Source organism: Plantactinospora sp. WMMB782 (genome assembly GCF_049179135.1).
Taxonomy (GTDB): Bacteria; Actinomycetota; Actinomycetes; order Mycobacteriales; family Micromonosporaceae; genus Plantactinospora.
On record NZ_JBMHMC010000007.1, the window covers coordinates 4868979 to 4881420 of the forward strand.

12 protein-coding genes and 1 riboswitch are annotated in these 12442 nt (G+C 70.5%); of the genes, 5 read left to right on the plus strand and 7 right to left on the minus strand.

The window, feature by feature from the left end:
* Positions 1-133 precede the first annotated feature (133 nt).
* From ACN28A_RS24080 to ACN28A_RS24090, 3 genes are read right to left on the minus strand one after another with little or no spacing between them, the layout of a single operon-like run.
* Positions 134-532 (minus strand): hypothetical protein, encoded by a 399-nt coding sequence (locus ACN28A_RS24080; RefSeq protein ID WP_421398298.1) that lies wholly within the window; start codon positions 530-532, stop codon positions 134-136.
* Positions 529-711 carry a hypothetical protein gene (locus tag ACN28A_RS24085; protein WP_421398300.1) on the minus strand — a complete coding sequence of 61 codons (183 nt, stop codon included), beginning with the start codon at positions 709-711 and terminating at the stop codon, positions 529-531. Before ACN28A_RS24085 ends, ACN28A_RS24080 begins: the two co-directional genes overlap by 4 nt.
* Positions 704-982, minus strand: a complete 279-nt coding sequence (locus ACN28A_RS24090) for a hypothetical protein (RefSeq protein WP_421398302.1) — start codon at positions 980-982, stop codon at positions 704-706. Before ACN28A_RS24090 ends, ACN28A_RS24085 begins: the two co-directional genes overlap by 8 nt.
* Positions 983-1391: 409 nt before the next feature.
* Here ACN28A_RS24090 and ACN28A_RS24095 point away from each other — a divergent pair, with 409 nt between their 5' ends.
* The 3 genes from ACN28A_RS24095 to ACN28A_RS24105 all read left to right on the plus strand — a co-directional run bounded on the left by ACN28A_RS24095 (position 1392) and on the right by ACN28A_RS24105 (position 3662).
* On the plus strand, positions 1392-2591 hold the full coding sequence (locus ACN28A_RS24095) for a helix-turn-helix domain-containing protein (RefSeq protein WP_421398305.1): 1200 nt from the start codon (positions 1392-1394) through the stop codon (positions 2589-2591).
* A 10-nt stretch (positions 2592-2601) separates the two neighbouring features.
* Entirely contained in the window at positions 2602-3126 is a 525-nt protein-coding gene (locus tag ACN28A_RS24100) for a GNAT family N-acetyltransferase (RefSeq protein ID WP_421398307.1), read from the plus strand.
* A 353-nt stretch (positions 3127-3479) separates the two neighbouring features.
* A complete protein-coding gene (locus ACN28A_RS24105; protein ID WP_421398309.1) occupies positions 3480-3662 on the plus strand; it encodes a helix-turn-helix domain-containing protein in 183 nt (60 codons plus the stop codon).
* 222 nt (positions 3663-3884) lie between these two features.
* Here ACN28A_RS24105 and ACN28A_RS24110 read toward each other — a convergent pair whose 3' ends face one another.
* Entirely contained in the window at positions 3885-4937 is a 1053-nt protein-coding gene (locus ACN28A_RS24110) for a ribonucleotide-diphosphate reductase subunit beta (RefSeq protein ID WP_421398311.1), read from the minus strand.
* Positions 4928-7363: a ribonucleoside-diphosphate reductase subunit alpha gene (locus tag ACN28A_RS24115; RefSeq protein WP_421398313.1), complete on the minus strand. Its 2436-nt coding sequence runs from the start codon at positions 7361-7363 to the stop codon at positions 4928-4930. Before ACN28A_RS24115 ends, ACN28A_RS24110 begins: the two co-directional genes overlap by 10 nt.
* A gap of 125 nt (positions 7364-7488) precedes the next feature.
* Positions 7489-7701: riboswitch (cobalamin riboswitch) on the minus strand.
* Between the two features lie 428 nt (positions 7702-8129).
* Here ACN28A_RS24115 and ACN28A_RS24120 point away from each other — a divergent pair.
* Positions 8130-8612, plus strand: a complete 483-nt coding sequence (locus ACN28A_RS24120) for a hypothetical protein (protein WP_421398315.1) — start codon at positions 8130-8132, stop codon at positions 8610-8612.
* 91 nt (positions 8613-8703) lie between these two features.
* Here the strand turns inward: ACN28A_RS24120 and ACN28A_RS24125 are convergent, their stop codons facing one another.
* A complete protein-coding gene (locus tag ACN28A_RS24125) occupies positions 8704-8949 on the minus strand; it encodes a DUF2277 family protein (RefSeq protein WP_421398317.1) in 246 nt (81 codons plus the stop codon).
* An 81-nt stretch (positions 8950-9030) separates the two neighbouring features.
* Between ACN28A_RS24125 and miaB the strand changes: the two genes are divergently transcribed.
* Positions 9031-10521: a tRNA (N6-isopentenyl adenosine(37)-C2)-methylthiotransferase MiaB gene (miaB, locus tag ACN28A_RS24130; RefSeq protein ID WP_421398319.1), complete on the plus strand. Its 1491-nt coding sequence runs from the start codon at positions 9031-9033 to the stop codon at positions 10519-10521.
* A gap of 66 nt (positions 10522-10587) precedes the next feature.
* Here the strand turns inward: miaB and ACN28A_RS24135 are convergent, their stop codons facing one another.
* A complete protein-coding gene (locus ACN28A_RS24135; RefSeq protein ID WP_421398322.1) occupies positions 10588-11964 on the minus strand; it encodes a cellulose binding domain-containing protein in 1377 nt (458 codons plus the stop codon).
* Between the last annotated feature and the right edge of the window lie 478 nt (positions 11965-12442).

Consider the following 12442-nt stretch of genomic DNA (forward strand, 5'->3'; position numbering starts at 1 on the left):
GCTGGATGTTCCAGCCCTGATCGTAGGCGCCGCGCCGTTCGGGAGGTTCTGCGGGACGTGACCAACCGGACGGACCGAACAGAACGGACCGGACCGGACCGGACCGGACCGGACCGGACCGGACCGGACCGGATCAGTCCAGGCCGGTGATTCGGCGCAGCTCCCGCACCGTCGGCGGTGTCGACCAGAGGATCTTGACCGAATTCGGTACCGCGACCTCGCCGACCACGTTGAGCCAGGTCCCGGCGAGTTGGCCCCGACCGCACTCCGCCAGCCCGCACGGCCGGCAACCGTCGACCGTGCGCGGCCAGTGCGCGATCATCACCTGCCGGGCCACCACGGTGACGAGCCGACGCCGCTCCGGGTCCGGGCCAACGAGCCGGTCGGTGATGACGACCCAGAGCGCCCACTCGGCGGTCGGGCACCACGAGCCCCGGCAGCCGTTGCAGTCCCGACCCTCGGCGTGCGCGGTGATCGTGGCCCAGGCCCAATCGACGGCCAGGCCCGGTGCGGACTCCGGGACCATGCTCATATCAGCCGCCCGAGGCCGGACCCGGCGCCGGTCCGGTCGACCCGGCGGCGTACGGCGGCGAGCAGCACGAGACAGCCGCCCCGGGGCGCGCCCGTCGTGATCCGGCTGCGGCAGTCGTGCGTGGTTGTCGGCGACTGCTCGGCCAGCCAGCACGGCATGCAGACCGTCGTCTCAGCCATCGGCGAGCCGTCCGCGCATCTCCTGCGCCACCTGACGCAGCTCGGCCGGTGTCACCTTGTCCGGGTGCGCGGCGCGGGCGAGGATCTCCGTCGCCTGGGCGGGCACCGGGTCACCAGCCGTCGCGAAGTAGTCGACGGCCCAGGTCAGGAAGCGGCACTGCCCACCCGGGTCGCACTGCCAGCAGTGGGCGCCGTTGCGGTGCATGTGGAGGAACCGACGCGCGGTCAGGTCTTCGAGGGTGCTCGACCAGCCGTCGAACATGGACGTCATCGGGTCGGTCCCGGCACGCGGATCCACTGACGTAGTTGCGGATCCCATCGGTAGTCGTGGACCCTGGCGGCTCGGCGCCAGATCCAACCTCGGGTACGCCACAGAAGCACGGTCACCTCCGGGGGTGCGCCACGGCGCCCGGGATCACTGATCTCCGAGCGCCGCTCATGTGGGCGGATGGCGGGACCGGTCCGGGCATGGCGCGGGGAACCCCGCCCGGACCGGCCGGAACGCGGGGTGGTAACCGACAGCCCGACCGTCACCACGCCGACCTGGGGATACCACTCGTTGTTCCGTGTGGGTACGGTCACAGGTACCGAGCGTGATCGCGAGCAGTGAGCAGTGGTCCGGCGTGGGCCCTACAGCAGCCCACACCACCCCGGGAGGGTCTGTGGAACACTTCGGGCAGATGCTTCGTCGCCTCCGGCAGGAACGCGGCATGTCGCTGCGCCGGTTTGCCGAAATCGCCGGAATCGACTTCGGATACGTCGGGCAGATCGAGCGGGGAGAACGCCGCTGCTCGCCGGAGTGGGCGGAGATCTGCGATCAGACGGTCGGTGCCGGCGGCGCGCTCGTGGAAGCCCACCGGACGGAGAACATGGCGGGAACGGGGGTCGACGTGCGGCGGCGAACGGTGCTGATGGGGCTGGCGCTCGGCGCGTCGTCCCCGGCGGTCGCGGTAGAGGCGCTCCGGCACGGGCTCGACAGCGGCATCGGCGCCGGCCCGGACGAGTGGCACGAGATCGCCACCGACTACGCCCGCGAGTTCTACACAACCCCACCGGCCCTGCTGGTCGAGCAGCTCGGCTTGGACCTAACCATGCTGCAGCACATGCTGTCGGCCGAACCCGCCAACCGCGACCTACTCCGGGCCGCCGGGCAGCTCGCGGTCGTCATGGCGATGGCGCTCGCCTCCACCGGCCAGGTGGCGATGGCCCGTCGGTGGTGGCGCACCGCCAGGCGGCAGTCCGACCAGTCCGGCGACCTCGATACCCGGCTCTGGGCCCGGGACTGGGAAACCGTGAACGGCACCTACGAGCGCCGACCCATCCCGCAGATCCTCGCCCTGGCCGACGAGGCGGTGACGCTGGCGAGCGGTCGGCCATGCCGGGGAACCGCCGGAGTGCTGTCCGGCCGGGCTCAGGCGCTCGCCGTCGCTGGCCGCGCTGAAGAAGCGGCTACCGCACTCCAGGCGCTCAGCGACGTCACGGACCGGCTCCCGGCCGCCGTGGTCGCCGACGCGGACTCGATGTTCGGCTGGCCGGAAGTCCGGCTGCGCTACACCGAGTCATACATGCACACGCACGTTGGCGACACGACGGCGGCGATGGCCGCGCAGGACCGGGCGCTGGAGCTGTACCCGGTCGACCTGGCACGCGAGCGGGCGCAGTTGCAGATGCACCGCGCGTCGTGCCTGATCCAGTCCGGACACGTCGCCGACGGACTCCGGTACGCCGCCGACGTCCTCGACGACCTGCCCGTCGACCAGCACAACGCGCTGCTGTACCAGGTCGCCCGGCAGGTTGTCGCGACCGTGCCCGAGACCGAACGGCGCCGGGTCGAGGCCGAGGATCTTCGGGACCGGCTGGTTGCCCTGCCCGGTCGGTAGGCTGCCAACCATGCCTGACCTGGTGTATGAACTGGTCGACGCCGACCAGGCCCGCCCGCTCTCGATGGAGCTGGAGCGCCTGTACGCCGAGGTGTACGCGGAACCGCCGTACGAGGAGGGGCCGGAGCACACCGCCCAGTTCCGGCGCTGGTTCCGTGCACAGCGCCGGCAACCCGGGTTCAGCCTGGCCCGGGCGATGGACGGGGACCGGATTATCGGTGCCGCCTATGGGCACACGATGCCGGCCGGTGAGTGGATGGAGCCGCGGGCCGACGAACCGCCGGAGCACCTGCTTGGCGTGCCGAAGCTGACGATCCCGGAGTGGATGGTGCGCCGGCCGTACCGGGGCCAGGGCGTCGGTCGGCGGCTGCTGACAATGCTGCTCGACGGCCGGCCGGAGCCGTACGCGATCCTGGCGAGCAATCCGGCGGCGCCCGCCCGCCAGCTTTACGAGCGGATGGGCTGGCAGCAGCACGGCATGATCCGGCCGAAGCTGATCCCGCCGATGGACGTGCTCGTGCTGCCGCTGCCGTAGAGCCTCGGCTTACGACAGCCCGGTGAGGCCACCGGGGAGCAGACCACCTGCCCGCACCGGCTCACCGTTGTCTACTCGCTCCCACGCCTGGCCGGTCGAGTCATAGAACCGAAGCGTCACCCTGGTCCCAGCGCCTCCTACGCGATTCCCTGCGGGCTGCTGCTCCCGATTCGGGGCGACGACGTCATGGGCGACCCTCCGGGCTCGGAATTCGCCGGTCGCAGCACGCTATTGGGACTATGTAAGCCGGATTCGGACTCGCTGTCCGTTGACCGCCCGGCGAAGTGATCGTGACGCTGCGACCTCAGACAAGGTGTCCGGTCCGGGTAGCGAGGAACATGCAACTTCGATGCATGGCTCACCGACTGCTGAAGGTCCAGGCGGCCGCCGCATTGCTCGACGCGTCGGCGTCGACGGTCTACCGCCTCGTGTACGCGGGCCGGCTTAGCGCCGTGCCGATCGGCACTGGCAAGAAGAAGCCCCGGATCCGGATCAAGTCTGATGAGCTTGACCAGCTCATGCGCGGCGAGCGGTGACCGGCTCGATGGGCGCGATGCGGCGCCGCTGCTGGACATCGATGGCCTAGCCGCGCCTCTGCGTACCGCGCGGCTGAACCGTGAAGAGGGTCGACGCCCGGGCGTACGACCGTGGCGAATGAGCACCGCCATCCTACGACGAGGACCGCCGACCGGTCCGGCTCGACAGGTCAGCGGCCCTCGTCAGATCACGCGGTGCTCGTCAGGCCACACGTTCCCCGATCAGAAGTCGTCGTCGAAGCTGACCGAGCCGGTCACCCCGACCTGGTAGGCCGAGACCCGCCGCTCGAAGAAGTTCGACAGCTCCTGGACGTCCTGCAACTCCATGAACGCGAACGGGTTGCGGCTGCCGTAGATCGGCTCGATGCCGAGTACGGCCAGCCGGCGGTCGGCGACGTGCTGGAGGTACTCGCGCATGTCGGCAAGCGACATACCGGAGACGCCCTGTTCGAGCAGGTCCTCGGCGAACTGCACCTCGCATTCCACCGCCTCCGCCAGCATCTGCCGCACCTGCTGCTCCAGCTCGGCGTCGAACAGTTCCGGCTCCTCGGCGCGTACGGTCTGCACGACGTCGAAGGCGAACGCCATGTGCATGGACTCGTCCCGGAACACCCAGTTGGTGCCGGAGGCGAGCCCGTGCAGCATCCCCCGGGAGCGCAGGAAGTAGACATACGCGAAGGCGCCGTAGAAGAACAGTCCTTCGATGCAGGCGGCGAAGCAGATCAGGTTGAGCAGGAACGCCCGCCGGTCCTCGCGGGTCCGCAACTCCCGCAGCTCGAAGATGGAGTCGATCCACCTGAAGCAGAACTCGGCCTTGCGGGCGATCGACGGGATGTTCTCCACCGCCGCGAACGCCGCGAACCGCTCCCGCTCGTCCGGGACGTACGTGTCGAGCAGGTTCAGGTAGAACTGGACGTGCACCGCCTCCTCGAAGAGCTGCCGGGAGAGATAGAGCCGGCCCTCCGGGGAGTTGACGTGCTGATAGAGGTTCAGCACCAGGTTGTTGGCCACGATGGTGTCCCCGGTGGCGAAGAACGCGACGAGCCGGGAGACCAGGTGCTGCTCGGCGGGCGAGAGTCGGGCCAGGTCGGCGAGGTCGGAGTGCAGGTCGACCTCCTCCACGGTCCAGGTGTTCCTGATCGCGTCCTTGAACCGGTCGAAGAACTGCGGGTAGCGCATCGGCCGCAGCGTCAGGTCCATTCCCGGGTCGAGCAGCATCCGCCGCTCACTCGTGTCGGTGCTGGTACGGAGATCGGGAGTGGTGGTCACTGGCATGCCTCGCAGCTCTCGGGGTTTTCCAGGGAACAGGCCAGCGCCTCGTCGTCACTCATGGTCACAAGGGGCTTGACGACCGGGGTGACGGCGACGGTGGCCTGCTGGATGCGGGTGGCGGGTCGGGACCGCAGGTAGTAGGTGGTCTTCAGCCCGGACTTCCAGGCGTGCAGGTACATCGAGGAGAGCTTGCCGATGGTCGGCGCGCTCATGAACAGGTTCAGCGACTGCGACTGGTCGACGTAGGGCGCGCGGGCGGCGGCGAGGTCGATGAGCGCCCGCTGCGGCAGCTCCCACGCCGTGCGGAACAGTTCCCGTACCTCCGCCGGCAGCTCGGAGATGCCCTGCACCGAGCCGTCGGCCCGCTTGATCTGGTCGCGGATCGGCGCCGTCCAGAGTCCGCGCGCCTTCAGCTCGCGTACCAGATAGGTGTTGATCTGGAGGAACTCCCCGGACATCGTCTCGCGCTTGAACAGGTTGGAGACCTGCGGCTCGATGCACTCGTAGCAGCCGGCGATCGAGGCGATCGTCGCCGTCGGGGCGATCGCGACAAGCAGCGAGTTGCGCAGGCCGTGCGCGGCGATCGTCGACCGCAGCGCGGCCCACCGCTGGGCCTGGGCCGGCTCCGCACCCCACAGCTCCGGGTGCAGCTCACCCCGGGCCGCCCGGGTCTGCGGGTACGCCGGATGCGGCCCGAACCGCTCCGCCAGCCCGGCCGAGGTCTCCAACGCGGTAAGGAAGACCTCCTCCTGGACCCGGGTCGACAGCTCCCGGGCCTGCGGTGAGTCGAATGGCAGACGCAGCGTGAAGAACGCGTCCTGCAGGCCCATCAGCCCGAGCCCGACCGGCCGCCAGCGGGGGTTCGACGCCGCCGCCTGCGCCGCCGGGTAGTAGTTGATGTCGATCACCCGGTCCAGGAACACCACGGCCGTGCGTACGGTGTCGCGCAGCTTCGCCCAGTCGACCCCCTCGGCGGTGACGTGCGCGGCCAGGTTGACCGAGCCGAGGTTGCAGACCGCGGTCTCGGTGTCGCTGTTGACCTCCAGGATCTCGGTGCAGAGATTCGACAGGTGGATGGTGTTGCCCGGCTCGCCGGTCTGGTTGGAGAGCCGGTTCGAGGCGTCCTTGAACGTCATCCACCCGTTGCCGGTCTGCGCGAGGGTGCGCATCATCCGCCCGTACAGCTCCCGGGCCTGCACGGTCCGCACGGCCTTCTTCTCGGCCGCCCGGTACGCCTCGTCGAAGGCGTCCCCGAACAGGTCGGGCAGTTCGGGCGCGTCGGACGGGTCGATGAGCGACCAGTCGCCGTCGGACTCGACCCGGCGCATGAACTCGTCCGGGATCCAGTTCGCCAGGTTGAGATTGTGGGTACGCCGGGCCTCCTCGCCGGTGTTGTCCCGCAGTTCCAGGAACTCCTCGATGTCCGGGTGCCACGGCTCCAGGTAGACGCAGGCCGCGCCCTTGCGCCGGCCGCCCTGGTTCACCGCCGCCACCCCGGCGTCGAGCGTCTTGAGGAACGGCACGATTCCGTTCGACCGCCCGTTGGTGCCCCGGATCAGCGCGCCCCGACCCCGCACCCGGGACCAGGAGATGCCGATGCCACCGGAGAACTTGGACAGCTTCGCCACCTGGTGGTAGCGCTCGTAGATCGAGTCCAGCTCGTCGCGCGGCGAGTCGACCAGGAAACAGGACGACATCTGGGTGTGCCGGGTGCCGGAGTTGAACAGCGTCGGCGAACTCGGCAGGTAGGCAAGCGACGACATCAGCCGGTAGAACCCGATCGCCTCGCCCGGCGTCCGGGACAGTCCGCAGGCGACCCGCAGCAGCCAGTGCTGGGGCGTCTCCACCACCAGCCGGGTCTCGGGATGCCGCAGCAGGTAACGGTCGGCGACGGTACGCAGCCCGAAGTACTCGAACCGCCGGTCGCCGTCCGGGTCGACGGCGTCGTCGAGCTTGCGGGCGTGGCGGGCCACGAACGCGGCCGTGTCGTCGCCGATCAGGCCCAGGCCGTGCGCGTACCGGATGGACTGGCTGAAGCTGGCCACCCCCTGGCCGCGTACCTCCTTGTCCACGAACGCGGCCAGCAGCCGGGCCGCCAGTTTCGAGTACTGCGGCTCCGTGCCGATCAGTTCCGCCGCCGTCTGGATCGAGAGCCTGTCCAGTTCGGCGGTGGTCGCCCCGTCGTACAGCCCGCTTATCGTCTTGGTCGCCACGCGCAGCGGATCCACCTCGGCCAGGTCGTCGACCCAGCGCTGCACGGCCCGGACGATCTTGTTGACGTCCACCGACTCCAGGTCGCCGTTCCGCTTGCGGACCCGCATGACCTGCCGGCGCTGCTCCGGCACCACGACCTGCTCCCGCCCCGCAGCCTGCCCCGAACCAACGGCATCCTGCTCCGGCACAGCGGTCTGCTCCTGCGCGACCGTCATGGCCCTCTCCTCACGCCTCGCCCGAGGTCGTCGGGCGCGCGGGAGGACGCCACCGGCCCGCGGCGACAACCGCGTCCGGCTCCGGCGTCGGCCGTCCCGCGCGGCCTCCGACCGCCGCACACCGGTCGGCGTACGGCGCGCTGGCAGGTCTTCGGACTCGTGGGCAGGACGCCGGGGCGTCGCCTACTGGCCGTCGCTTCCCGGACCGGCTGGTCCAGTGCTTGGTTGACGGCGGTCGTTCCCACTCACCGCTGCGGGGCAGTCCCGGACTTCCACCGGGTTCCCTGTTGCCTCGACCGACCAGTCAGGACGGCCGAACCAGCTGCGGGCAACACCATATCTGGGTGTGATGGCAGATGGGCAACACCAGATGGTGTGTCGGGCGTGTCGTGGATCTCAGCAGTCGTCCCCGGGTCGCCAGTCGGACCGAGGAGCCCGGCTCCGGCACCCGTCCAGGTCGGAGCATGGTCGGTTGAGGAACTGTCCGGTGCCCGACCGGCCGGCGACACAGGCCACGCTGGGTGAGCGTCACCGGCGAGGCCGCACCGGAACGAGGTGCCGCTCCGACTACAATAGGTAGTCAAGGCTCGTCTATTTCGGCGGATATGGTCACAGACCGGTAACTTAGCCGCTCTCGACCCGGTGTGCCCGGCACCATCGTGGGTGAGGCCGTTACACCCAGGCACCAGGGGTGATCCGGCCCGACGGGGGATGCCCGAGGTGGGACCGGCATCCAGCCACGAACGATTACGGCGAGGAGGCGGCAATGATCGAGCTGTGGAACTGGAGGACGGAGAGGCGCGTCGCCGCCTCGGAGATCCGCCTCGCGCTTGCCGACGCGCTCGACGTACCGGTGCTGCCGCTCGGCGGGGTCGACCCGGCCCGGGTGCCGTCCGGCGCGCTGCTTGTCGACGTGTGGCACCGTCCCGGGGACTTTCCGACCTCCGTCGACTGCTACGGGGTGCCGGCGGGGCTGCCGGAGGTGGGCGCCGTCGCGGCGTTCGCCCGGCGGCTGGGCCGGGCCTGCCTGCTGCCGGACGACACCCTCGACGCCGGACGGCACCTGCTGGTGGCGGCGGACGGCACCATCCGACCGGTGCACCACGAGGTGCGGGAGAACGAGGACGGCGAGGTCCTCTCCGAGCAGCGGCTCTGCTCCGTGCTCAGCCCGCGCTGCCGCGGCTGGTCGCCCTGCCAGCGGTCGCGCTGGGTCCCGGACTCGGTGATCCCGGCCCTCGCCGCCGCCTGACCCCCGACCCGGGGTCGCCCGGTCGCCCTTCTCGGCGCGGCCCGCTCGCCTGCCGGGCGTTCTGGTCGGTTGGCGCCGGGCGGCCTGGTCGCTAGCCTGCGGCCTGCTCGGTCGGCGCCGGGCGGCCGGTGCCGCCCTTCACCACGAGCTGGTCGAGCAGGTTCCGGGTCGCCTCGGCCACGGCGGCCACCGCGGCGTCGAAAGCCGCCGCGTTGTGCGCGGCCGGGGCCCGGAACCCGGAGATCTTGCGGACGTACTGCAACGCCGCCGCCTCGATGTCCGTCTCGGTGACGACCTCGGCGTACGGCTGGCGAAGGGTCTTGATGCTCCGGCACATGGCGCTACCTTCCCGTCGGGGCAGGGGTGGACGTCCCGGGGGATCGGGCTTCCCGGGTCCTGCGGATACTCTGTCACTGTCATGACTACCGCAGCCCCCGGCAGCCCGCGTACCTATCAGGTGCGCACCTACGGCTGCCAGATGAACGTGCACGACTCCGAGCGGATCTCCGGACTGCTGGAGCGGGCCGGCTACGTGCGCGCCGCCGACTCCGACGATCCGGACGTCGTGGTCTTCAACACCTGTGCGGTACGCGAGAACGCCGACAACCGGCTCTACGGCAATCTCGGGCACCTGCGTCCGGTCAAGGACAAGCACCCCGGCATGCAGATCGCGGTCGGCGGCTGCCTGGCGCAGAAGGACCGGGGCGAGATCGTCCGCCGGGCGCCCTGGGTGGACGTGGTCTTCGGCACCCACAACATCGGGTCGCTGCCGGTGCTGCTGGAGCGGGCCCGGCACAACACCGCCGCCGAGGTGGAGATCCTCGAGTCGCTGGAGGTCTTCCCCTCCACGTTGCCGACCCGGCGCGAGTCGACGTACGCCGGCTGGGTGTCGATCTCGGTGGGCTGCAACAACACCTGCACCTTCTGCATCGTGCCGGCCCTGCGTGGTCGGGAGAAGGACCGCCGTCCCGGCGACGTCCTGGCCGAGGTACGCGCCCTGGTCGCCGAGGGTGTGCTGGAGGTCACCCTGCTCGGCCAGAACGTGAACTCGTACGGCGTGGAGTTCGGCGACCGGCTGGCGTTCGGCAAGCTGCTCCGGGCCACCGGCGAGGTCGACGGGCTGGAGCGGGTCCGGTTCACCAGCCCGCATCCGAAGGACTTCACCGACGACGTGATCGCGGCGATGGCCGAGACGTCAAACGTCTGCCACTCGCTGCACATGCCGTTGCAGTCCGGCTCGGACGACGTGCTCCGGGCGATGCGCCGGTCGTACCGGGCGGACCGCTATCTCGGGATCATCGAAAAGGTCCGGGCGGCGATGCCGGACGCGGCGATCACCACCGACATCATCGTCGGGTTCCCGGGCGAGACCGAGGCCGACTTCGAACGCACCCTGGACGTGGTCCGGGAGGCGCGGTTCGCCTCGGCGTTCACCTTCCAGTACTCCAAGCGCCCGGGCACCCCGGCCGCGACCATGCCGGACCAGTTGCCCAAGCCTGTCGTCCAGGAGCGCTACGAGCGGCTGATCAGCTGTGTCGAGGAGATCACCTGGGCGGAGAACCGGAAGCTCGTCGGCAGCCCGGTCGAGGTGCTTGTCGCGGTCGGCGAGGGCCGCAAGGACGAGCGGACCGGACGGCTCTCCGGGCGGGCCCGGGACGGCCGGCTGGTGCACTTCGCCGCCGGCTCGTACGAGGGGAGGATCCGGCCCGGCGACATCGTGCACACCACGGTCAGCTACGCGGCACCGCACCACCTGAACGCCGACGGGGAGCCGCTGGCCCACCGGCGTACCCGGGCCGGGGACGCGGCCGAGGCGGGGCGGGCACCGCGTACCGGTGGGGTGTCGCTCGGCCTGCCCACCATCGGTGTGCCGCCGCCGCTGCCCACCGCCGCCGCCTGCAACGGCTGAGTCTGTCGGGCAGGGCCACCGCCGCCTCCTGACGGGCGACGGCGGCAGCCCTGCCCGCTGCGGGTGTCAGAGGCCGATGCGGCCGGTGCCGGCACCGCTGGTGACGATCGACTTCACGCTGCTGGCGCTGTCGAGCTGGTACGAGTACGGGATGCCGGCCACGCTGCCGCCGGTCTGCCCGCCACCGGAGTTCACGAAGTGGTTGTTCCGGGCGACCAGGCTGCCCGGCCCCGAGTCGCCCTCACCGAGGTGGTACGGGTCGTCGGTGTTCTCGAAGTAGTTGCCCTCGACGAGTACGCCGGCCCCCTCGGTGGAGGCGACACCGTAGCCGCCGATGTTGTTGTAGTAGTTGTTGTAGACGTGCACCGGGTTGCCGAACCGGACCCGGGGGTGCCGCTGGTTGGACCCGTCGAACCAGTTGTGGTGGTAGCTGACCCGCAGGTGACCGCGGTCCTGGCTGGCGTTGTCGTCGCTGTGCCCGAGCAGCATCGACTTGTCGTGGCCGTAGACCCGGTTCCAGGAGACGGTGACGAAGTCCGAGCCGCGCTTGATGTCCACGGCTCCGTCGTACCCACTGGTGAAGCTGTTGTGGTCGATCCAGATGTTCGTCGCCGACTCCTGCACGTTTATCGCGTCGTCGTCCCAGCCCCGGAAGTTGAGGTTGCGGATGATGACGTTGCGGTCGCCGTTTATGTTGAGCCCGCAGCCGGAGATGGTGGCACCGGAGCCGACCCCGACGATCGTCTTGTTGGAGCGGACCCGGAGCATCCCGGAGCAGGAGATGGTGCCGGAGACCCTGATCACCGCCGCACTGCTGGAACCGACCGCGCTGGTCAGCGCCGACGCGCTGGTCACCGTCGTGGCCGCGGCGTTGCCGCCGCCGGAGGTGCCGCCGTTCTGGGTGGCCCAGCCGACCAGCCCGGTCTGCGGCGGCAGCGTGGGGCCGCTGGTCGGCGGGGTGGTGGGCGGGGTGGTCGGCGGCCGGGTGGTCGCGGTCGGTCCGGGGGTACCCGGGTTGGTGCTGCCGGTGCAGGTCACGCCGTTGACGGTGAAACTGGTCGGCGCCGGGTTGCTGGAGCCCGAGTAGCTGCCGTTGAACCCGAACGACACGCTGGCGTTGGTGCCGACACTGCCGTTGTAGTCGACGTTCGTCGCGGTGACCTGGCTGCCGCTCTGCGTCACGTTCGCGCTCCACGCCTGCGTCACCGCCTGGCCGGCCGAGTAGGACCAGCGCAGTGTCCAGCCGTTGAGCGGGTCACCGAGGTTGGTGATCGTGACGTTGCCGTTGAAGCCGCCCGGCCACTGTGAGCCGACCGAGTAGCTGACCGAACAGCCGACCGCGGCGTAGGCGGAGACGGCGGTGATGACACCCGCTCCGGCGAGCGCGGCGGTGGTGGCGGCAGTGCCGAGGATCAGCGCCGTCCGGCGCCGTCGTACGAGCATCGTGCTCTCCTTCTCGTTCGGACGCACGCGCGCCGCACCGGTCACCTCGGGTGCCGTTGCCCGGCGGCGCCCGGTGGCCGGCCGACCCGCGCCGCGGATCCAAGCCGTGTTTCGAGACGATGGCTCCCACGCCCGCGCCACCTCCGTACGGCGGCCGGTTCTGGCGACCCGCGAAGGCAAGCGCTTTCCTCAAGATGGAATCACGGTCTTCGATGGTTGTAAATGGCCGGACGGCCGGACGCCCGGAACGGAAAGACCACCCGGTACGTCCGGGCGGCGGTAACGGGAAGGCCACCCGGAACGAACCGGGGGCCGGAGCGCGGCGGGCCGCCCGGACGTACCGGGCGGCCCGGTGAGACGGTGCACCCGCTCAGGCGCGGACGCTGTCCGTCCCCACGGTCCGCTCCAGCGGCCACGGTCCGCTCCAGCGGACCCAACCCGTCCGCGGCGCTCAGCCGGCCCGTCCTGCGTGGACGGT

Coding starts and splice junctions, on each gene's coding strand:
- ACN28A_RS24120 (WP_421398315.1), top strand. CDS start 8,130: ATGATCGAGCTGTGGAACTGGAGGACGGAGAGGCGCGTCGCCGCCTCG.
- ACN28A_RS24085 (WP_421398300.1), bottom strand. CDS start 711: ATGGCTGAGACGACGGTCTGCATGCCGTGCTGGCTGGCCGAGCAGTCG.
- ACN28A_RS24095 (WP_421398305.1), top strand. CDS start 1,392: ATGCTTCGTCGCCTCCGGCAGGAACGCGGCATGTCGCTGCGCCGGTTT.
- ACN28A_RS24090 (WP_421398302.1), bottom strand. CDS start 982: ATGACGTCCATGTTCGACGGCTGGTCGAGCACCCTCGAAGACCTGACC.
- ACN28A_RS24080 (WP_421398298.1), bottom strand. CDS start 532: ATGAGCATGGTCCCGGAGTCCGCACCGGGCCTGGCCGTCGATTGGGCC.
- ACN28A_RS24105 (WP_421398309.1), top strand. CDS start 3,480: ATGGCTCACCGACTGCTGAAGGTCCAGGCGGCCGCCGCATTGCTCGAC.
- ACN28A_RS24100 (WP_421398307.1), top strand. CDS start 2,602: ATGCCTGACCTGGTGTATGAACTGGTCGACGCCGACCAGGCCCGCCCG.
- ACN28A_RS24115 (WP_421398313.1), bottom strand. CDS start 7,363: ATGACGGTCGCGCAGGAGCAGACCGCTGTGCCGGAGCAGGATGCCGTT.
- ACN28A_RS24135 (WP_421398322.1), bottom strand. CDS start 11,964: ATGCTCGTACGACGGCGCCGGACGGCGCTGATCCTCGGCACTGCCGCC.
- miaB (WP_421398319.1), top strand. CDS start 9,031: ATGACTACCGCAGCCCCCGGCAGCCCGCGTACCTATCAGGTGCGCACC.
- ACN28A_RS24125 (WP_421398317.1), bottom strand. CDS start 8,949: ATGTGCCGGAGCATCAAGACCCTTCGCCAGCCGTACGCCGAGGTCGTC.
- ACN28A_RS24110 (WP_421398311.1), bottom strand. CDS start 4,937: ATGCCAGTGACCACCACTCCCGATCTCCGTACCAGCACCGACACGAGT.